15 protein-coding genes and 2 pseudogenes are annotated in these 20201 nt (G+C 35.2%); 7 read left to right on the top strand and 10 right to left on the bottom strand.

What is annotated here, in order from left to right; genetic code table 11:
• Positions 1–256: 256 nt before the first annotated feature.
• Positions 257–1759, top strand: a complete 1503-nt coding sequence (locus tag ACICPZ_RS04715) for an ankyrin repeat domain-containing protein (RefSeq protein ID WP_264374132.1) — start codon at positions 257–259, stop codon at positions 1757–1759.
• A 486-nt stretch (positions 1760–2245) separates the two neighbouring features.
• Here the strand turns inward: ACICPZ_RS04715 and ACICPZ_RS04710 are convergent, their stop codons facing one another.
• The 4 genes from ACICPZ_RS04710 to ACICPZ_RS04695 all read right to left on the bottom strand — a co-directional run bounded on the left by ACICPZ_RS04710 (position 2246) and on the right by ACICPZ_RS04695 (position 8894).
• A complete protein-coding gene (locus ACICPZ_RS04710; protein WP_319802938.1) occupies positions 2246–5677 on the bottom strand; it encodes a cytoplasmic incompatibility factor CifB in 3432 nt (1143 codons plus the stop codon).
• A gap of 13 nt (positions 5678–5690) precedes the next feature.
• Positions 5691–7142 (bottom strand): cytoplasmic incompatibility factor CifA, encoded by a 1452-nt coding sequence (locus ACICPZ_RS04705; protein ID WP_264374131.1) that lies wholly within the window; start codon positions 7140–7142, stop codon positions 5691–5693.
• Between the two features lie 289 nt (positions 7143–7431).
• A complete protein-coding gene (locus ACICPZ_RS04700; RefSeq protein ID WP_264374130.1) occupies positions 7432–7965 on the bottom strand; it encodes a pyrimidine dimer DNA glycosylase/endonuclease V in 534 nt (177 codons plus the stop codon).
• 20 nt (positions 7966–7985) lie between these two features.
• The gene (locus tag ACICPZ_RS04695; protein ID WP_155968681.1) at positions 7986–8894 is read right to left on the bottom strand and encodes an Rpn family recombination-promoting nuclease/putative transposase; all 909 of its coding nucleotides are present in this window, start codon (positions 8892–8894) and stop codon (positions 7986–7988) included.
• A gap of 375 nt (positions 8895–9269) precedes the next feature.
• On the opposite strand from ACICPZ_RS04695, the pseudogene rnhA reads away from it, so the two are divergent.
• Together rnhA and ACICPZ_RS04685 are read left to right on the top strand one after the other, a co-directional pair.
• Positions 9270–9712, top strand: a pseudogene (gene rnhA / locus ACICPZ_RS04690) (ribonuclease HI); the annotation flags it as partial.
• 200 nt (positions 9713–9912) lie between these two features.
• Positions 9913–10911 (top strand): helix-turn-helix domain-containing protein, encoded by a 999-nt coding sequence (locus tag ACICPZ_RS04685; protein ID WP_264374129.1) that lies wholly within the window; start codon positions 9913–9915, stop codon positions 10909–10911.
• A gap of 15 nt (positions 10912–10926) precedes the next feature.
• On the opposite strand, the gene ACICPZ_RS04680 is transcribed toward ACICPZ_RS04685, so the two are convergent.
• Together ACICPZ_RS04680 and ligA are read right to left on the bottom strand one after the other, a co-directional pair.
• Positions 10927–12015 (bottom strand): IS481-like element ISWpi2 family transposase, encoded by a 1089-nt coding sequence (locus tag ACICPZ_RS04680; RefSeq protein ID WP_264373697.1) that lies wholly within the window; start codon positions 12013–12015, stop codon positions 10927–10929.
• A gap of 169 nt (positions 12016–12184) precedes the next feature.
• Positions 12185–14101, bottom strand: coding sequence for an NAD-dependent DNA ligase LigA (gene ligA / locus ACICPZ_RS04675; RefSeq protein WP_264373939.1), 1917 nt, complete (start codon positions 14099–14101; stop codon positions 12185–12187).
• Positions 14102–14383: 282 nt separating this feature from the next.
• Here ligA and ACICPZ_RS04670 point away from each other — a divergent pair, with 282 nt between their 5' ends.
• From ACICPZ_RS04670 to ACICPZ_RS04660, 3 genes are all read left to right on the top strand, one after another.
• Entirely contained in the window at positions 14384–15127 is a 744-nt protein-coding gene (locus ACICPZ_RS04670) for a helix-turn-helix transcriptional regulator (protein ID WP_264373940.1), read from the top strand.
• Positions 15128–15199: 72 nt separating this feature from the next.
• Positions 15200–15322 (top strand): hypothetical protein, encoded by a 123-nt coding sequence (locus ACICPZ_RS04665; RefSeq protein WP_264373941.1) that lies wholly within the window; start codon positions 15200–15202, stop codon positions 15320–15322.
• Positions 15315–15524 (top strand): hypothetical protein, encoded by a 210-nt coding sequence (locus ACICPZ_RS04660; RefSeq protein ID WP_264373942.1) that lies wholly within the window; start codon positions 15315–15317, stop codon positions 15522–15524. Before ACICPZ_RS04665 ends, ACICPZ_RS04660 begins: the two co-directional genes overlap by 8 nt.
• 19 nt (positions 15525–15543) lie before the next feature.
• On the opposite strand, the gene ACICPZ_RS04655 is transcribed toward ACICPZ_RS04660, so the two are convergent.
• Positions 15544–16782 carry an IS256 family transposase gene (locus ACICPZ_RS04655; protein ID WP_264373966.1) on the bottom strand — a complete coding sequence of 413 codons (1239 nt, stop codon included), beginning with the start codon at positions 16780–16782 and terminating at the stop codon, positions 15544–15546.
• A 154-nt stretch (positions 16783–16936) separates the two neighbouring features.
• On the opposite strand from ACICPZ_RS04655, the pseudogene ACICPZ_RS04650 reads away from it, so the two are divergent.
• Positions 16937–18254, top strand: a pseudogene (locus ACICPZ_RS04650) (IS4 family transposase).
• 58 nt (positions 18255–18312) lie between these two features.
• Here the strand turns inward: ACICPZ_RS04650 and ACICPZ_RS04645 are convergent.
• From ACICPZ_RS04645 to ACICPZ_RS04635, 3 genes are all read right to left on the bottom strand, one after another.
• A complete protein-coding gene (locus ACICPZ_RS04645; RefSeq protein ID WP_264373967.1) occupies positions 18313–18663 on the bottom strand; it encodes a hypothetical protein in 351 nt (116 codons plus the stop codon).
• Positions 18664–18668: 5 nt separating this feature from the next.
• Positions 18669–19478: an ankyrin repeat domain-containing protein gene (locus ACICPZ_RS04640; RefSeq protein WP_264374128.1), complete on the bottom strand. Its 810-nt coding sequence runs from the start codon at positions 19476–19478 to the stop codon at positions 18669–18671.
• A 188-nt stretch (positions 19479–19666) separates the two neighbouring features.
• On the bottom strand, positions 19667–20143 hold the full coding sequence (locus ACICPZ_RS04635) for a hypothetical protein (RefSeq protein ID WP_264373970.1): 477 nt from the start codon (positions 20141–20143) through the stop codon (positions 19667–19669).
• Positions 20144–20201: the final 58 nt, after the last annotated feature.

Raw genomic sequence — 20201 nt, 5'->3', positions numbered from 1 at the left:
CTGGGCTTTCCTTTTGCAGCAGGTCTTAAGCCTCCGCAGCGGACCTTCCGATTCCAAAGCAACTTCTTCTCTGTTGCATTTATTGGTTTGTGGAATAGTAGAAATATTGTTTTAATATCTACATAAAGACATACATATAATTAAGAAAAAGACAGAAGAAAAGAATATAAGAAATTAGAACTGACAAGCAAAAACTTGCTTTTTTATTAAATACGTGTACAATTTAGGCATGTGTTTTTAATTTTGAGGTATAGGTATGATAGACTTTATGAAGAATGAATTTGAAATAATATTGCAGGGGATAGAGGAAAATCCAAGTATATACAGCAATAACACAACTACAAGAATAGCAAATGAATTACAAGAATATAATTCAAGAAGGTCAAGCGAAATTAATGAATCTAGTGAATCTATTCACCACAAAATGCAGCTATTGGATGAAAACTATAACAAAGAGACACAGTTATTGAGTGAAAACTATGGCAGAAAGATACAGTCGTTAAACTACCAGTACAATAGTAAATTGTTACAGGAGCTGCATAACAATGCCAATAGTAGTAAATCCAATTATGATTCTAGACATGCTATACCTGATTATGATTGGGAATATGAAAGGTATAATAATAGTTTGAAAGATAGCGAAGCAAAATTTAATATGGAATTCAAGAAATATGAGAATGAGCTCAGAGAGTTAGAGCAGGAGCGTTGTAGTATAAAACATATAATGCATGAATGTAATCAGTGGAAAAAACATGGGTTTGATATAAATTACATTTTCAAAGTACAAGATGATTCTAACCATACAAAAGAATATACATTATTACATTTTGCTGCAAATTTTGGGGATATAAATGTTACAAAATTACTGTTAGAAGGAGGAGCAGGTGTTGATATAAAAGATCAAAACGGAAATACTTCTTTGCACTTATCCGCATCCAATGGCTATATAGACATAGTAGAACTTCTAGTGAAAGAAGGATCAGACCCTAATGTAGTGAATAAAGACGGAAATACTTCCTTGCACTTAGCTGCTGCAAATGGCCATATAGACATAATAGAACTTCTAGTGAAAGAAGGATCAGACCTTAATGTAGTGAATAAAGACGGAAATACTTCCTTGCACTTAGCTGCTGCAAATGGCCATATAGACATAATAGAACTTCTAGTGAAAAAAGGATCAGATCTTAATGTAGTGAATAAAGACGGAAATACTCCTTTACATAGTGCTTTCTATAATAATTGCACAAAGGTAGTTAAGTATTTAATAGGAAAAGAACCAAGTATGAAAGAAGTTGTAGAGCATCTAGTGAGGTGTGTAGTAGAAGATAGAGCACATACGTTACTAAAAGGTCGTACTCCTTTACATTTAGCTGCTATTTATGACTGCACAGAAGTAGCAGAGTCTTTACTGAAAAAGTGGGAAAATCCTTTGTTAAAAGACACTAATGGTAAAACTCCAAGAGAGTTAGCCACAGATGAAAGTTTAATACAGCTTTTCGGGGAAGCAGAAATAAAACAACAAGAATATAATGCAACCAAGTGGGGTCTTGTTAGTGGCGGATCAACAGCAGTATTAGGTATAGCTGCGACAACCATTTTTGCAACAGTATTTACAATTGGATTTCTGCCTATAGTAGGGGCGGTTGCTGCAGCCACAACACTTGCGTTAGCGGTTGGTGGGACTACATATATGATATTAAAGCCCAGTGCTAAAATAGAGAGAATCGAATGTGAAGAAACATACATCTGCAGAACTTAGGCTTGTTGAAGTTTAGCTCCTTGTGTATGGAATATGCAACTACTATCGGCTTGATGTGCATCCCCAAAGTGTAGTGGTATGGGCGGTATCTGACTCATAGACGTCGTTTCAATTATTAAATATGTTAAAGTACAAACATGAATGAGTTAGAAAAAGTTTGTTCAAGCTATATGAAAAAGTGAAAAATCTAGGGGTAGTGTGCTGCAAAACCTACCCATTCCAAAAAAAAATTGTTCTCACGCTGGCTGGTTTTGGTTGCTGGAAATGGTTGCATCGTTTAAATTTATTAATGTTATACACTACCAAATTAATAGTTGCTCATTTAAGAACCTCCTTCAACTTTACCCAACTCGACACATATACTTTTTGAAACATTGCTGCAAGTAGAAAAAAACAGGTTACCCACCTTAACTTCTTTAAATTTGCTCACAATCTTTACTTGATGCATAAGGTTTTTGTTACACTCCTTTCATCTACCGATTACCTCTACCTACCGCCTTTACCTTTGCTAAGGTCAGAAACACGACTAGCTTCAGGACCTTCTAAACTCGACTGTGGCAGGCCACCAAAATTACTGGAATCACTAACACTAAGCGATATAGGTGCTTCTACTGGTCCACACCCTCCTCCCACTCTGTGATATCCTAATTCTAGATAAGTACGTAGTAATGGATCAATTTGTTCTCTATTTTGAATGTATGCTTGCAATTGCACACTTTGAAATCCCGGATCATTCCTGAATAATTGTGAAATGCCCACTCTTATGTTCTGAAAGTAATTTCTATCTCTGTTTGGGTGGCCTCTTCCAAGAAAATCGCGTATTATATTTATGATATTCTGCACTTGCCCAACAGGATTTTCGTTTAGAACTCGATTAATATCACTAGCATTTTCTAATGCCCATAAACCACAATTCCAACCATCTGTTTGCTGACTAACAGAAACATTATTAATCCTGATATTATTTCCTAAGTTATTTTGAATGATATCAGTAATACCACCTGGAACAGCAGTAGCAGTTGAATCAGCATAGTACCCAACATAGTTCCCATTTTGACGTTCAATCACTAGTGTAACCCAATGAGTATTATTTAAAGTAATGATTAAAGTTAAACGCTGTTGTTTTTCATTTTCCCTAAATTGATTTAATACTCTAACAATGTGCTCGTTACCGTCATTCCTTGCCAAATTAGCTACTTCAAAAGTGTGATTACCTTCAGTACGAAGCTGATATCGCAATCTTCCAGCGTGAGCTATATCAATTTGTTGAAGCCAGTAATCATAATGTCCATTTCTCGTCGCAAATTCTAGCGTAAGTAGATCATTTACTTCTATCCCTTGATTTCTAAGAATATCTCTTATTTGTCTTCTTATCTCTTGTGCTGTAGGAATGGAATTATCACCTCTCCTTATTCTTGACTTTAATGTTTCTATTACCTGTGCTCTAGTACCTTGCAAGTAACTAAATGGAACGTGCAGATTATCATCTATATCAAGCAAAAAAATCGAGTTCTGTCCTGGTTTTCTTTCCGTGTAAAAGCGCCTGAAATTTTCACGAGTCTGATCTGATAATAGACCCTCTGGTGGATTTTCATCAATAACACTTTCAGGTCCCACTAATACTCCTGGTCTTGAGTCACGACCACCACGATCAAGTCTATGTACATACTCTTCTCTTCCTATTCCTTCTGGAATAGATATAAGACCTTCTACTCTCTCTGCACCTGCATTAAATATAAGAGGAAGTAAAACCACCTCATTTCCAGAAGTAATAGGCACATATCCTCTCTGCTTGTTTATAAGTTCTTTTATTTGATCTTTTGCGTTATTCTCCTTTTGTATTATTTCTTCTGCATTACCAGCAAATCTTAATATATATCCAATTGGATGAGTATCTGCTGTAGGTTGCCTTAATAATAAAAGGTCTAATCTCTGTTCTGTAATTCTTGTGAGTATTGCCCTTTCTCCTTCTTCTTCCTGACCCCTTTTCAAACTATATGTTTGACCAACTTTATACATAGCAAGCACTTTATAAGGATTATCACTAGCATAAAATGTACCATGTAGTATAGAACGAAACTTATCCTCACTATTAACATTTATTGCGTCCCTAAGTGGCATCAATGCTCCAGAGATCTCTTGAAATAGTTCTCTATGCTGACCTACATTTTTCCAGCCATCATTCATAACCCTTTCTGAAATACCATGTACATTTTCAGCATTAGGTACTTGTACAAGATCACCATCAAGAAAATTATTTGCATTATTATTTTGGTAATCGTGATATAAACCAAGGTCATTTGGTTGATCAATATCTAGCTCAAATTGGTCATTAAGTGTGCATGAAACTTCCCATACATGAACATTATTTCCATTAATATTAAGATTTTCTAAATTGATTGCTCCTTGTTGTTGTGCATCGTGAGCTCTAATATGAAGTATAACTATATCAGAACCTTCAGCATGAAAGACCATAGTTAAACATCTTAAACCCTCATCACCATGTCTAAATATGTATTTTGTTATAGGTGCTTCGTCTTCTTCTTCTAGTTCTAAAGGGTGCCTATCAAAAGCACTACTTCCAAAAGTAAAACCAGTTATACAATCAAATACTCTGTTATAATTCTCTGCATTTCTTGGTATTTCACCAGGAAGATGTTGAAGCAAGAAATCTCTAATATTCTCTCCAACCTCTTCATCTTCTATATACTCAAACAATCTTTGTACTAAAGGAAACCTACCCTGTTGAAGCCCTACTGTATCAACCCTAAAAGGAATTCGATTTAAATTAAAATTTAATCCAACACAGACAGTATTTCTTGATTCAGTATGGATAGGTATAAATGAAAAAACATGCAATCTTTCAGCGTGACTTCTGGCGCGGTTTAATGCGATATTGGACGGTGCCCTTGTAGCAAGATTGACAACAATAGGAACATTTTCTCTTTCTGCTTGATGACGTACAAGAAATGCAACATGTGAGTTTCTAGGAGATAAGTCAAGATCGATGCCTATTGTGTAGCGATGACTAAAATTTGCTAAGAAACCTAATAAAAACCCGTGACTCTCAAATTTTTGATTGCGGTTTTCAATATTATATTCCAGTTCCTGCCTATAATTATGATAGATGCGAGCTATGTATGGGACAATTTCTTCGTACATTCTATCTCTTACATCTAGTTCTTCGTTACTCGCCAGCATTTCTATAAAACCGTCAATTCTTTGTTGACCTGGTGCAACTTGCACAAAATTGACCAACTCACCAAGTCGTGTGAGCTGATTTCGATTGAGTTGTCTTCTTTCTATTTCCTTAATTGTTAATCTGTGATCTCTTAAGAGCCGTCTAATAAGATTGATTTCAGATGCTGAATATTTGCCAAATTTATCTCTACCTCTAAGATCTTTTTCACGAATCACCTCGAATACTGTTGCAATTGCTTCTCCCTGACTCTTGCCTTTTCCATGCATGCATACTTTATATTGCTCAAAATCTAGGTCTCCTTCCCTTAAATCTGGATTTTGCTGTATAATCTTTTGTATTAGAGCATTTCTCTCCCTTGTACTAAACCTTAACCCATCACTGTTAGGGCGATCAGAAATGCTGTAACACTTGACAACTCGCTGTCCGTCACGACTACGAGTTAAAACAGCAACTTTTAAGTTTCCTGTATTTCTATTCCTACCACCTGTATCAATACCATGATTATCAAAACGAAAATAGACTCTCTCATTTGCATCCAAGATATCAGCATCATGTGCAGTAGCAAACATGCTAAAAAAGAATACAGGAAGGAAACGACCTGCACTCACATGATACAAGAAAGATGGACATTGATCTAAAAAAGATTCAAATCTTTGTCTGAAACCTTTAAGATCTCCATCCACTAAACTCCTAATAAGTCCATCACCATTATTCATATAAGATACCCCTCTATTTTCTACGGCTAGAAACACCACTCACACTAGGAGCTTCAAACTTGGACTGCGGACCATCACCAGAACCATCAAGTGGCAAAGATGTTTTCTTACTACCATGAGCTTGAGATCGCGTCCGTAAATCATACCTAGGGCCATCACCTCCAGGAGGTAAAGTTGTTTTCTCTAACTCAGAAAACAATTCTTTCGCCAAATCATCGTAGTTTATACTTTCTTCCATTCCTTCCCTACCACATAATCTAAGGTTTTCTATCATGACTTCTTTAAAAAGTTCAAACTTTTCAGGGAAGCAATCCTTGGCAAATGACATTATATCTAATATTTCTTTTTTCTCTATTTCTTTTTCCCTATCAGACTCATGACTATCTTCTCGCTTCCAATTGACTATTAATCCTGCAAGCATACCACTTACATGAACTGTATAATTAGAAGTATTAACGGCAGCCTTCTTGTGTTTATAAAAGTGATCACATCCCCAAATCTTCATAATAACAGATCTAGCTTGAACACTTGACTCAGAATTTTTCAACATTACATCTGAGAGTGATGAAAGAAGAAGTTCATACTCTCGCTGTGAGAATATTTTGTCTGAATGGTCTCCTCCTGCTGAAACGCCTTTATAACACCAGCACTGTACCAAATCATGAACCGTATCAAAAAAACATGACTCTATTAATTCAGCAAGAAGGGAATATACTCCCTTATCTTTCTGCAGCAATTTCTGTAAAAGAGTATCTTTATCACCTATATTCCTTACACAAAAATCTAAAATAGGAGCATCTTTCTCAACAGATTGAACGCGAGACAGAGCAATAATAGCTTCTGTAAGTTTCTTTTCCTTATCTTCTTCTTTTAAATGATTATAAAAATACTCTACTCCTTCACTCCACTTAAGTTTTACAGCACTGTCAAAACCTTCTGACGCGTTACTTGGTTGCTTTAATCCCCCAGATTCTCTATCGATCCAGAAATCAAACACAGGACCTTTCCTCTTTATGCTATCTAGTAACGAGTTTCGTACGTATTTGCCAATTTCAGTTTCAGTTTTACCATCAAATGCACCAGGAGGAAAATTGTTCCTATAAGATTCAAATCTTTTTTGAAAGAGTGGATGAATTTTATCTACCACACAGTAACTACAAGCCATCTCATATTTGCGAAGTGGATTATCTATTCCACCTATTTTTTCTTCAGTAAACCTTTGACCTAAAGCAGCATTATCCAACCTTACACCTGACCAGCAACCTTCATCTTGGAATACATTGTGCAAAAACTTCAACTTATCACCCTTAAAGTATTTTATGTGCTCCATAAAGTTATCTTGAAGGACTCCCACCCATCTCTTGATAGCTGACTTCCTCCCGGCAGCAACTGCTGGATCTGGATGTTTAATAGCTTCCTGTAATTTTTTGGACATCGTAGCCCGAAGCTCTTTCTGTGTTGGCATTAACCCCTCCTATTAAGTATTTATATAAAAAAGGCATTGTACAGACATTAGAATGGATTGCAATATTAAAATTACTAGAATAGAGGGTTTAATAAAAAAAACGTTATGGCTAAAACTTCTTTTCTTGAATTTTCTCAATATAATCAACAGAAAACCCTGTTATTTCAGCAATAACATCAATAGAAACACCCGCCTTGAGTGAATTTTTAGCCACAGCTATTTTAGCCTGTTTTTCGCCCTCTTCCCTGCTTTTTTCATGTCCGATTTGGATGGCTTCTTTATTTATGAGCTATATTAGCTGTGGTATTGTGTAGCAGATTATCCAACCTGGTGCTTCTCTACCTTTTTCCCACTTAGCAAACCTCATCTTTTCTTTTAGGTAATATTCTCTATAGGCTTTTATGGGACTACTACATTTATAGCGATCAGGCAGTGCTTGTATAAAAGTTTGTATATCTGCTGATTGAAAAATTAGCAAATCCTTATTACTATCACACCAATCTACTATTTCTTCGGATTTATGCGTTCTTTTGTATCGCCAGGTGTACTCTTTACATAATTCTCTTCCGTACTCTATCAACCAACAAAAACTCCCTTTCGACTGTCTAGCCCATAAAGAGCAAGGATGGTTTTTGTGAGTAAGTTTATATGGAACTTCTATATTTTGGTTTGTGATACTGACAAAAGGATTTGGCGCTTTTAATGCGATTGAAAAAACACTACTAAGTAATTGAGCAGTTTCTAATGGCATTTTCACTATGTGCTTATCGCATAACATTCGTGCTGCAATTACTGGGTTTTCATCTAGTACAAAGATGTTCATCTAGGTGTCAAAAAATAAAATCAGATTAAGTCTTTGACTTCGTTAACTGTAAGACCAGTAGTTTGAGCTATAATATCAATAGAAACACCTGCTTTTAGTAGATTCTTTGCGACCTCAATTTTCTCTGCTTTTCTGCCTTTTTCATGTCCGATAAGGATGCCTTCCTCTCTACCTTCTTCTTTACCTTCCTCTCTAGCATCATCAAGTTTTTGAGCGAGGACAGCCTGTTCATCAAGAATACGTTTTATTTCCTGTTCATAGGCAATAAATTCTTTTTCTGACCAGTTGAATCTATTTAGCTCTTCATAGGCCTTTTTAATTATTACATCACTACCTATTATTTTTTCCAGCTCTTCTTCACTAGTTTCGTCTGCATATCGAAAAAAATAAACCCATTTTTCAACTATATTTGAAAGCTGATCCTCTTTGGTTTTTGGAAATTTTGGCAATTCAATAAATATGAAGTAAAAATCTTTTAGATCGTGTTCATTAGTATCTTCATCCCGAATAGTATGCTTTGATTTATACTCAGACTTGTCCGGAAACAGGATACAATCTGCTATAGCAATAAAGATAATTTCCTTAAGGTCTTGGTATTGATCACCTTTATCAGCTTGTCTTGAATAAGCTTTAGCAGCATAGTATTGAGCACGTTTTTCAAATCCTTTAGTTTTAGCAACTTGCATCTCGACGATCACTTGCATCCCATTTTCATCTCTACAGAGAACATCAACAATACTTTGCTTTTTAGCGGCGATATCAGGGTCTTGAATAGTACTTAGAAACTCTATATCCTTTATTTGGTTTTTACCAGTGAAGCCAATGATGTCATTGAGGAAGTGAATAAGTATATCCTTATTTTTTTCAGTACCAAATATTTTTTTGAACGCAACATCATTTCGTACGTCAAGGAACTTCGAAAGAGCCATAAGAAATCAACCTAAAAAGCATTAATAATTATACACAATTCTGAAGAAATATTCAACGTTTTTATTTTTAGGTAAGATTCAAGAGTGTTGATGAAAAAAATGACCTTCAGAGGTGAGCTTAGAATGGTACTTTAAGCCTTGAACATGTATCTTTGCATCTTTTTATAACCACCTCTATAAATACCCTTAAAAGCCCAGCAAATGGATGCAATGAATTTGGAGCTGTAGAAGACATCAAAGATACGCTTTTTGGTGTGGGAGCCTAATAAAAATACGAGCGTAAAAACTCAATTACGATTATCGTGAGATTAACCTCTCACACCTTCATAATAAAAAATCAGAAACTTAATATCAACATATTTCAGTAGAAAATTTATGTTAAATCCGTATCCTGTTAGTATGGGCGAAAAAAAGAAGGTTACAATATATACAAGATGGAGTTTGTTCTGGAAACCCTGGTCCAGGAGGCTGGGCTGCTGTAGTTATGTATGAAAATAAAAGTGTCTTTATCAAGAAACGTATCTCTGGAGGTGAGGAAAACACAACGAACAACAAAAGGGCTGTAATTAACGGGCTAAAGATGTTAAAAATTTCTTGTGAGGTTATTTTACATACAGATAGTCTCTATGTTAAACAGGGTATAACAGAATGGATCAGCAAGTGGAAGGCAAATGGTTGGAAAACAGCAACTAAAAAACCAGTAAAAAACATGGAATTATGGAAAGAGCTAGATGAAGTTGCCTTACAGCATGACGTTAGTTGGAAGTGGGTTAGAGCTCACAATGGTAAACGAGGAGGCGGATAGACTGGCTAGAAAAGAAACTAAAAAGCTGAAATACAGAAGTTATGAGATTGAGAAACCACTAAAAAAGAGAAGAAACTCCAAGTTACGTAGATTAAAGACCGTAGCAACATAAGTTACCTGTGCCATTTTAGCTTGTCACAGCATAGGCATTGAATATACTAGTTTTCAACAGGCATCTGGAGAGTTAGTTGTTTTGAAATCGTGTGAAAAAGAGTGACCGCTAGTAACATTAATAGTAGCCGTATAAAGCATACTAACGCTACAAGATATAAAATAGCGCAAAAGATAAGAAGCTGGAGGCTAAAGCGAGGATATACCCTAAAAGATCTAGCAGACAAAACAGGTATAAACTATCATACGCTGCGAAGATATGAACAAGGGATATGTGGCATTCCAGATGAAGAATTACAAGTTATAGCAAATGCATTGTCAGTTAGTTTGAGTGATCTACTTCCTAGACAAAAAGTACTCAAAGAAAATCGTTGTTTTGATAAACAATGGATGTACAATTTCGTAGAAAAATACACAAAAACAAGAGGTCGAGAATTACGCAAGGCAATTTGTGCATTAACCCAATCTATTCGAGCTGAGGAGGAAAGTGCTATAAAATCAGCAAGAATAAGAATGGCAAAGAATATGCTAAAGGCAGGATTTGCTACTGATATAATCTACCGAGCAACAGGTTTATCAGCTGATGAATATGATAATAAAGAGGAAAAAGGTTCTAAGCGTCGAAGCAAAAGACAAGAGATGAAAAAGTGGAGAATAATACAAGGGTGTACGCAAGAGGAATTAGCAAAAGAGCTTGGTGTAGGAGGTCCACAGGTACATTACTATGAACAAGGGAGCACCATGTTCGGTGAAAGGTTATGGGAAATAGCGAGAAAATTGTCAGTGGATGCTAAGGATCTGGTGCTTAAATCAACGGAAGAAGACTGCTGTGAAGACGAAGATGGTGAAGGAGAAAAAGAACTATTAAGCTGGGCGAGAGAGTTACAAAAAATTAACAATCAAGAATCACAAGATGAACTGGATGTATGGGTAGAATTTTTATCCCAAAGAAAGCAGATTTACAAAGAAAAGATTGATAAAGCAGAGGGGATCAAAGTTGCAAATAACCTACTTATATTAGGTGTTTCTGTTGACGCCATTTCCCAAACAATAGGTATACCTGCTGAAGCAATAGATTTATATGTAAAAGACAAGATTTGATCTGACAGACAAGAATTAACTGACAGAAGAATTGAGGTAGTCAAAACTAATATCAGGCTCTTGTGTAATGCTACTAATATTTTTCTGAAAAGCAATATATTTGCTATCAAGAAAAGTTTGCATAGGCGTTTTGCCATAGCAATATTTACCCGAGTGAGGTCTTGTCTCATTATAAGAACGCAACCAATGATCAACATCAATCTGTAGATCTTCCAAAGAACTGTAGATTTTCTTTCTAAAGATGATATTGTAACACTCATCTTGCATGGTTCTATGAAACCTTTCACATATGCCATTAGTCTGTGGAGAGTTGGCTTTAGTTCTAGAATGATCGATGTTTTCTATGCCCAAATAAAGCTGATAAGCGTGATTTTCGGGCTTGCCACAATACTCCGTACCCCTATCAGTTAAAATGCGTAATAATGGAATTTTCTGCTCATCAAAAAATGGAATAACTCTATCGTTGAGAAGATCTGCAGCTGTAATAGCTGTTCTGTCCGTGTAAAGTTTAACCATTGCAACTCTGGAATAAGTATCAACAAAAGTTTGCTGATAAATGCGCCCTATACCTTTGATATTGCCCACATAATAGGTATCTTGAGAACCCAAATAACCTGGATGTTGCGTCTCAATTTCACCATGAGCTTCCCTTTGTTCTTTCACTTTTTCTAAAGCTGCAAGTTGTTCTTCAGTTAAAATGATTCCGTCTTGAGCTACTTTTGTCTCTAGTGCTTTAAGTCTCTTTTTGAGAGTTTCAAGGTCATTTCTTAGCCATACAGACCTTACTCCTCCCTGAGAAATTATTATACCTCTTTTTCTCAGTTCATTTGCAGCTCTTTCTTGCCCATATGCTGGAAATTCTGTTGCTATACTAATCACTGCTCTTTCTATATCGTCGGAAACTCTGTTTGCTAATAGCGGTTTTTTCTTACTTATTTCATGTAATGCTTCCTCTCCTCCATTTTCATATAACTCCTTAAAGCGATAAAATGTATCTCTTGAGTATCCCATCACTTTGCATGCTTGAGACACATTTCCTAGTTGTTTTGCTAGTTCTAATAATCCTAGCTTTGGTTTTAATATTTTTGTCTGTATTGTACTCATATCTAACACTCCTTTATTTTTATTATTTTTAACTTACTTTTTTAAAGTGTCAGGTCAAGTCTTATTTAATACAACTTATACTAGGTGTTTCTATTGATGATATTTCTCAAATAACTAGCTTGACTGCAGAGGAACTTGAAACCCCAAATAGGCATCTATAGCAGAAACTTCATATAGACTTTTGGAGAAAGGTTACAAATTCCTCCTCGGTTAAAATTTTAATACCCAGCTTTTTAGCCTTTTCGAGCTTTGACCCAGGTTTTTCGCCGACAACCAAGAAGTCCGTTTTATTTGATACACTTGAATTCACAATTCCTCCTAAAGATTCTGCCTCTACTTGCGCTTCCTTTCTTTCCATTGTCAAGAGGGTTCCAGTGAAAACTACCGTTTTACCGCTAAAAGGGGAATTACTAACATTAGCACTTACAGGCTCAATCTTTAGTTGAGAGGCGAGATTCTTTACCATTTCAACATTATCCTTTTCAGAGAAGAAAGATATTAATGAATCTATAATCTTTTCTCCTACGCCTATTATGCTCATTAATTCTTCTTCATCAGCAGAATACCAATTTTCATATGAGCCATAATGTTTTGCTAGTAATTTTGCTACGTGTGGTCCGACGTATTGAATCCCTAGAGAACATATAAATTTATCCAAACTCACAACTCTTCTGCTGTTAATGGATTTGAGTAAATTAGATATTGCTTTTTTTCCCCATCCATTTAGCTCGCTTAAGTTAAAATTTTTTAGTTTTTCTTCGAGAGCAAAAATGTCAGATATTTTCCTTATCAAACCAAGGTCATAAAAGAACTCCACTTGTTTACCGCCAAAACCTTTAATGTCAAGGACTTCCACAAAATGTTTTAACTTTCCTATTCGCTGTGCTGGGCAACCGTTTTCTTCGGAACATCTAGCTGTAGCTTCATCTTCAAATATATCTACTGCACTTCCGCATTCCGGGCAAGTATCAGGAAATATAAACTTTGGTGTATTCCGAGAACGAGACTTTTTATCCACTTCTACAATGCGGGAAATAACATCTCCAGCTCGTTCTACTACTACGATATCACCTTCCCTTATGTCTTTGCGCTTAATTTCATCTTTATTATACAGATTTGCCCTAGTAATGAGAACCCCTCCTATATTTATCGGAACTAATTCTGCAATTGGTGTCAGCACACCGGTTCTGCCTACTTGTACTGATATCTTCTTTATCTTGGTTTTTCCTTGAGCTGCAGGAAGTTTGTGTGCTGTAGATCCACGTGGTGCCTTGTTAGTATTTCCTAATCTATCATGTAATTTCAAATCATTAACCTTGTAGACTACGCCATCGATATCATAGCCTAAATTATGACGATTACTATAGATTCGATCATAGAACTCCAACATTTCGCCTACATTGTTTGCTAAAAATTTATATTCATTAACACAAAAGCCAAGTTCTTTCAGTCTATTTAATACTTCAAATTGAGTCTTTTCTGTACCGCCAATCAAAGAATAAGCAAAATATTTCAGCGGTCTCCTAGCGGTAACTTCTGGGTCCAATTGCCTTAATGAACCTGACGCTGTGTTGCGTGGATTTGAAAATTGATTATCCTTATTTAATTTTAAAAAGTCGTCATTACTTATGTATGCTTCCCCTCTCACCTCTAATCTACCCTTTATACCAGGTAAAGCTTGAGGAAAATCCTTTATGGTTTTTATGTTATCAGTAACATCTTCGCCTAAATTACCATCACCGCGCGTTGCAGCTTTAACGAGTAAGCCATTTTCATAAATTGCAGTGAAACTTAAGCCATCAATTTTCAGCTCGCACATTATCTTCAGCTCATCTGTATTTAGGAGTTCTCTGGACTTAGCAATAAATTCTTCAATGTCTTCTTGGCTGTAAACTTTGTTTAACGAGAGCATAGGCACAATATGCTGTACCTTGGAAAACCTATCGTCAGGCGCAGTACCAATGGTTTGAATATCTACTTTTTTTACCAGTTCATCGTACTCTGCATCGGTTATTTCTGATATATTTTCCCGATAGTACAACTCATTGTAGCGTTTTATTTCTTCTTGTAATGCATTTTCACTCATAATAATTTACCTCAACCACTGTTTCAGTATATAGCGACAATTGTAAATCAATTATTAACTCTTGCACTCACTTTTAGGTTATTTTGCGAATAAAATTCCCGCTTTACTAGTGTTTTTTATTAAAAAGATAATATTTAAATAGAAATATAAAAGTATTTAATATTAATAGAATTTTATGTAGGATGCTAAAAAAATGCTGACTGAGTTGCTTTCTCTGTAAGGAACTTTAATAAAATTTTATAAAATGGTATATATATGTTTGTACTGCAATTGAGTGAAAACATGAGTACTGAAAAGAAGATAGATCCTGATTCTTTATGTTACCATATAATTCAAAAGATAAAAGATGTTAGGCTAGAGCTAAATTGCTCTCAAGCGGATTTCGCAGAAAAAACTGGTGTAGCAAAGTCACTAATAGGAAAGTATGAGCGAGGGATACACAGCATTCTACCTGAAACGCTCGAGAAGATGGCAAAAAAATTACCGCGTGATGTTGAATATTTCTTCCCGAAGCCAATAAATTGTATTAACAGTGAAGACAAGAAGGCTTTTGATTTAGTGCAAAACCTAAAAAGAATTAAGGACCAAAAAGTTCGTGATGCGGTGTGCGCATTAACCAGATGTGTGTCAGAGGGGATTCAAATTAGAAAGGTTACAACAGAGATAAGACCTATAAGTTACCAAATGGCGCATAAGGCAAAAGATTGGCGGTTTGCAAGAGGTTATCCACAGACAGAGTTAGCAGATAGGACCGGATTAACAAATTCACAAATACGAAGATATGAGGAAGGGGACATATCGTTCAAAACAGTACCTAAAATAGCAGGAGGATTATCATTACATTATGGAGTTCTACTACCTACATCAAAAGAGGAAATCTATTGTGAAGATGAGGATGGTCAAGGAGAAAACAAGATATTGAGTATAATGCAAGAATATCAAAAAATTGGTGATCAAAGATTAAAGGATTCATTGTGCACATTTGTGTCTGAGATAGTAAAAATCAGCGAGGAAAACCTAAGATAAAAAGATATACCTTTATAGATATTTATATATAATATTTTTTTTACGCATAGCTTTAATATTTAGGAGCTAAGAGTGGAAAAACTACAGAAAATAATAAGAGCTATAAAAGGTGTATCTATAGCCAATTTTGTGAGCCTCCAAGCTGTTTCAAGCAAAGATTTGGAAAAAATAAAGTCATTGGTAGAAAGTGGTTAATGAATGCAGCAGACACACCTTTGCACAAGGCTATAATGCTGGAAAATATACCTGTTGTGATTGTGCACAGCTATTTATAAAGAATAAAAAAGGCAAAACAGCATATGACTTATCTCAAAATAAATCTTTGGTTCAAGATCTCTTTGCAACCGATAAAGAAATTAGACGACATGTTGGAACTGACATAGGGAGTGTTAAATAAACTGTGTCAAACCGCATTTTTAGTTCAACTCAATTTTCAGTCTGTTGGGAAAGAAAATATCAAGTTGAGAAATAGTTAATGCCCAATTAGGTAGGGTCATAACCCATTTTTGCTCTACCTTTTTTATAGCACAATATACCTGTTTGTACAAGGCATTTGTGCTGGTAAATGAGCCTTTGGTTTTGGTGAATTTTCTGATCTGCCTATGTAGCCCCTCAATAGGATTGGTAGTATAAATTAGCTTCCTAACTGGGCTAGAATACTTGAAATAACCAGATAAATTTTCCCAATTGTTCTGCCAGGATTTTACAACTAAAGGATACTTTTCTCCCCATTTTTCCTCCAATTCAAGCAAATAATTCTCGGCAACTTCTCTGCTTGAAGCACGATATATTTTTTTCAAATCACTCATGAAAACTTTCACATCTTTGCTCGATACATATTTCAGTGAATTCCTTATTTGATGCACTATACATAGCTGTACTTCCGCATTAGGAAACACACTATTTATAGCTATAGGAAAGCTTCTTAGGCCATCGACACAAGCAATCAAAATATCTTCTACTCCTCTTTCTTTTAGATCATTTAGTACTCCCAACCAGAAGTTAGCTCCTTCGCTTTCAGCTAAATAAAAGCCCAATACTTCTTTTCTACCATTTTGATCTATACCTAATATATTATACATACATTTACTTACACAATGCCCATCCTCTTTGACTTTAAAAAACATTCCATCCATAAACACTATTGGATACACGGACTGCAGCGGGCGACTACGCCATTCATTGATTACAGGCAGTAATTTGTCAGTAATACTCGATATCTCTGCCACCGATATTTTGTGATCATACATTTCCTCAACATGTGATGCTATGTCTCTGTATCCCATGCCACTGGCATATGTGCTTAATACCTTTGCTTCAAGTTCGGGATGCAGGCTTGTTTGCCTTTTTTTGACTATTTGTGGTTCGAAACTTCCTTCTCTATCTCTTGGCGTCAAAAGCTCAAATGACCCTGCGCTTGTACGTAAAGTCTTTGCATTTCTCCCATTTCTTCGGTTATTCTCTTCACTTTTAGCCAACAAGTGGTTTTCTATTTCACCTTCTAGACTTGCTTCTAGCAGCTTTTTTATCAATGGTGTTAGCGCACCATCCCTCCCTGTCAATGGTCTACCTTCTCGTATAGACGACAAGATATTTGTTTCTAATTCTTTATAATCTACCAATCCGGTAGTTCTGTTTACTATTTTTTGACTCATGTCAAACCTCCATTTTTTTATATCAATTTATTACTTTTTTTCGGTTTGACACAGTTTATTTAACCATACGCGTCAAGTTAAGGAAATAAAGGTATGAAAGAGATAGAATAATAAGGTATAAGTTCTCCCAGATATACTTTTAGTGAGAGAACCAATGAATAAAATAACTTGCTTATCAAAAAAGCTCAAAGAATTTTTTAATGAAAAAGCAGAGAAAATCTCAATTACAACAAGGTTTATAAAAAGAAAGAGAAAGCTAAAAGGTTCATCATTCGTAAAAGCCATGGTCTTGGGTAATATAGGAGTTGATAATTGTAGCGTAGAAACAATGTGTCAATTACTAAACGAGGACTCGATAGATATAACAAAACAAGGTTTGGATTTTAGATTTACTGAAGAAGCAGTGGAATTTATGAAAAGGATGTATAATGAATCTGTGATTCTCTTTAAAAATATCTTGCAAGTTGATTGCAAAATCTTACAGCAATTTAATAGTGTTAAATTATTGGACAGTAGCTATATTACTCTACCTAACAGTATGGAAGAGATGTATAAAGGTTATGGTACTAGCTACAGTGGCTATGAAAGCAATACTAAGTCTGGAATAAAGTTACAATTAGTTTTCGATTACATGAATCAGATAATAGACCAACTTAATTTAACGGAGGGAATAAGATCAGACCAGGGATATAGGAAACATTTAAGTAATATATCAAGCAATGATTTGCTAATATCTGATCTCGGTTATTTTGTGCCAAGTTCTTTTAAACAAATCAATGAAATAGGAGCTTATTTCATAAGTCGTTATAAATCCGATACCAACGTATATGATGTAGAAACAAATCAAAAAATGGAGTTATTAGAATGTTTAGAGGATAAGTTATTTTTAGAAAACGAGGTATTGTTAGGAAAAGAAGCAAAAATTAGAGTAAGAATTATATGTCAGAAACTAACTGAAGAACAGTCTATGGCCAGAAGAAGGAAAGCTAATAGATTAGCAAGATCGCAGATCCTCTAAAAGAAATCAAAAATTGTTGAACTGGTCAATATTTATAACTAATGTTCCAGAAAATAAAATTAGTGCTGAGCAAGTATTAACGATTTACAGAGTAAGGTGGCAAATTGAGTTATTATTTAAATTGTATAAAAGCCATATCAGGCTTGATAAGCTAAAAGGAAAGCCATGCAGAGTATTATGTGAACTATATGCTAAATTGTGCGCAATTCTTATATTTCACGGCATAGTTGGTTGCACAGAAGTGAAAAAGAATACAGAACTTAGCTTAACAAAGGCATTTATTGAGCTAAAAAGGCGGGTTAGAGAGTTATTTTTAGTATTAACCAAAATTAATAGTTTAAAAGCATTTCTTAAAAAACTCACTATAACTTGGTCGCGATTTTCATTAAAAGACAAACGTAGAAGGGCTAGAGTATCCACTTTAACCTCTCTAAATTTGCTCACAATCTCTTAACTTGACGCGTATGGTTTATTTAACACTCCCGTTTTTTCGCAGCTTCCTACAAACGGAGCTACCGCCCTCTTCCCTTATACTTACCCTGGGTTGAAGACTGAGCTTTCACAAATAGCTCCCAATATCCCTTCTGATCGCCTTCTTCCTGTATCAATCGTGCCAAACGCTGCATCAATTCATTATTGAGTATAGCCATCTTTGTCCATTTACCCACTGGTTTTGCAATAGCAACTATTTCCGGATTCTCTTTATAAACCTGGATGTCGTCAAAGTTATATTCTGTTTTCTTTTCACTCTCTCTCAATGGAGCCTTTCTGACGAGATTTTTGTATATTCTTCTGAAAAAGAGAAATATTTTAATAGCAATAATTAATATTATACCGTATATAACGATTTGCTCGTAGGACATCTTCTCTACTCTAAAATGATTCCATGAAGCAGAAACAATGCTACAATTTTTTTGTTTCGATTTGCTACAGCGTTTTCCAGTGCTGTATAACCTTCTTCAGAGTTATAAAAACATTTCAGATGAGCGTTTGCCTTCCTATCTAATAATAACTCGACAATTTCTTTATTGCCTTTCATAACAGCAAGATGCAGAGGAGTACAACTATCTCTTCCGATTGCGTTAATATCTGCTCTATTTTGCAATAAAAGCTCCACATGATCTTTTTTATTCAATGAAACTGCAAGGTGAAGAGGGGTACTTCCTTCTATATTTTTAATTTCAAGAAAAGCGTCCCCTTTGATCAGCAATCCCAACGTTACTGTGTCAGCATATTTTACAGCCATGTGAAGAGGAGATTCACCGAGACGATTCTGGCAATTGATATCTGCACCGCATTGTAACAACTTTTGCATAACATCAAGGTGCTTATACTTTATTGAATAATGCAAAGGAGTGTCGCCATCGATATTCTGAGCATTAACATTTTTGCTCATAACTACAGCAACCTCTGCTATTGCTGTGGATTCATATTGAGAGGCAACGTGTAATACTGTATTGCCCTTTTTATTTACGGCATCAACGTTAGCATCATATTCCACAAGGAATAGAAATAAGTTGTAAAGATCGCGTTTTGCAGAGAAATGTAAAATTTTAGTACCAAATCTACTATTGATAATCTCTTTGAAGGCTGCACGAACTAATAAAGAAAGAATACTAGGATGTCTGAGGTGATAAATTTCCTTTGCAGCCTTTTGTAAAATTTTTTCGATTGTCATAACAACCCCACAAAAAATGTGTTTGTATTAGAGTATGCAGCGATAAATGTTTTTAAATTATTAACTCTTGCACTCACTTTTGGGTTATTTTACGAATAAAATTCCCGCTTTGCTAGTGTTTTTTATTAAATATATAATATTTAAATAGAAATAGAAAGATATTTAAGCAAATATATTAACATAGAAATCTATTCTTTGGAAACTTGCTTGGATTCTTCTTTTATTGATTCGACTGATACATCTTGAATTTCTTCTTCCGGCTTGTTTGGTTCAGCTAGAGTTGACTCTTCTTTAGATTCTGCTGCTAATTTGCGTTGTTTGATAACTTTCTTCAATGTTTTGACTGCGATGAAGTTGATACTGAAAACACATGCAGAAGTTATGGCTAATGCTGGAAGAGGAGCTAAACTGAATGTTGGTAAAATTGCCACAATTGTACCAGCGGTCAGTAAAAATGCTAACTTCTTGCTCCCGATTATCTTATTTTTCTTAACCTTTATGGGGTTTAATTTTTTTACTTTTCCTTTTAGCTTTTTGAAGCCTTTTTTGAATATGCTACCCTTTTTCTCTACAGGTTTTGCTTTCTTCGTTTTTAAGCTTTTTATTTTTTCTTTTATTCCTTTTTTGACATTTTCTACTTTAGAGGTCTTCTGCTCTAGTGCCATCAACTTTAGAGGTTGCTCTATGGAATGTAGCGGTTTTGGCTTATCGTTTGAAATTTTA

This window comes from Wolbachia endosymbiont (group A) of Melitta haemorrhoidalis (assembly GCF_964273365.1).
Lineage (GTDB): Bacteria > Pseudomonadota > Alphaproteobacteria > Rickettsiales > Anaplasmataceae > Wolbachia > Wolbachia pipientis.
The sequence above is the reverse complement of the archived record's forward strand: the minus strand, read 5'-3'. Positions and strand labels throughout refer to the sequence as shown.

Bases quoted from the DNA above. Each gene is read 5' to 3' on its own strand.
- ACICPZ_RS04645 (WP_264373967.1), bottom strand. From the start codon at position 18,663: ATGTCCTACGAGCAAATCGTTATATACGGTATAATATTAATTATTGCT.
- ACICPZ_RS04700 (WP_264374130.1), bottom strand. From the start codon at position 7,965: ATGAACATCTTTGTACTAGATGAAAACCCAGTAATTGCAGCACGAATG.
- ACICPZ_RS04640 (WP_264374128.1), bottom strand. From the start codon at position 19,478: ATGACAATCGAAAAAATTTTACAAAAGGCTGCAAAGGAAATTTATCAC.
- ACICPZ_RS04655 (WP_264373966.1), bottom strand. From the start codon at position 16,782: ATGAGTCAAAAAATAGTAAACAGAACTACCGGATTGGTAGATTATAAA.
- ACICPZ_RS04710 (WP_319802938.1), bottom strand. From the start codon at position 5,677: ATGAATAATGGTGATGGACTTATTAGGAGTTTAGTGGATGGAGATCTT.
- ligA (WP_264373939.1), bottom strand. From the start codon at position 14,101: ATGAGTGAAAATGCATTACAAGAAGAAATAAAACGCTACAATGAGTTG.
- ACICPZ_RS04635 (WP_264373970.1), bottom strand. From the start codon at position 20,143: ATGGCACTAGAGCAGAAGACCTCTAAAGTAGAAAATGTCAAAAAAGGA.
- ACICPZ_RS04705 (WP_264374131.1), bottom strand. From the start codon at position 7,142: ATGCCAACACAGAAAGAGCTTCGGGCTACGATGTCCAAAAAATTACAG.
- ACICPZ_RS04680 (WP_264373697.1), bottom strand. From the start codon at position 12,015: ATGAGTACAATACAGACAAAAATATTAAAACCAAAGCTAGGATTATTA.
- ACICPZ_RS04670 (WP_264373940.1), top strand. From the start codon at position 14,384: ATGAGTACTGAAAAGAAGATAGATCCTGATTCTTTATGTTACCATATA.
- ACICPZ_RS04715 (WP_264374132.1), top strand. From the start codon at position 257: ATGATAGACTTTATGAAGAATGAATTTGAAATAATATTGCAGGGGATA.
- ACICPZ_RS04695 (WP_155968681.1), bottom strand. From the start codon at position 8,894: ATGGCTCTTTCGAAGTTCCTTGACGTACGAAATGATGTTGCGTTCAAA.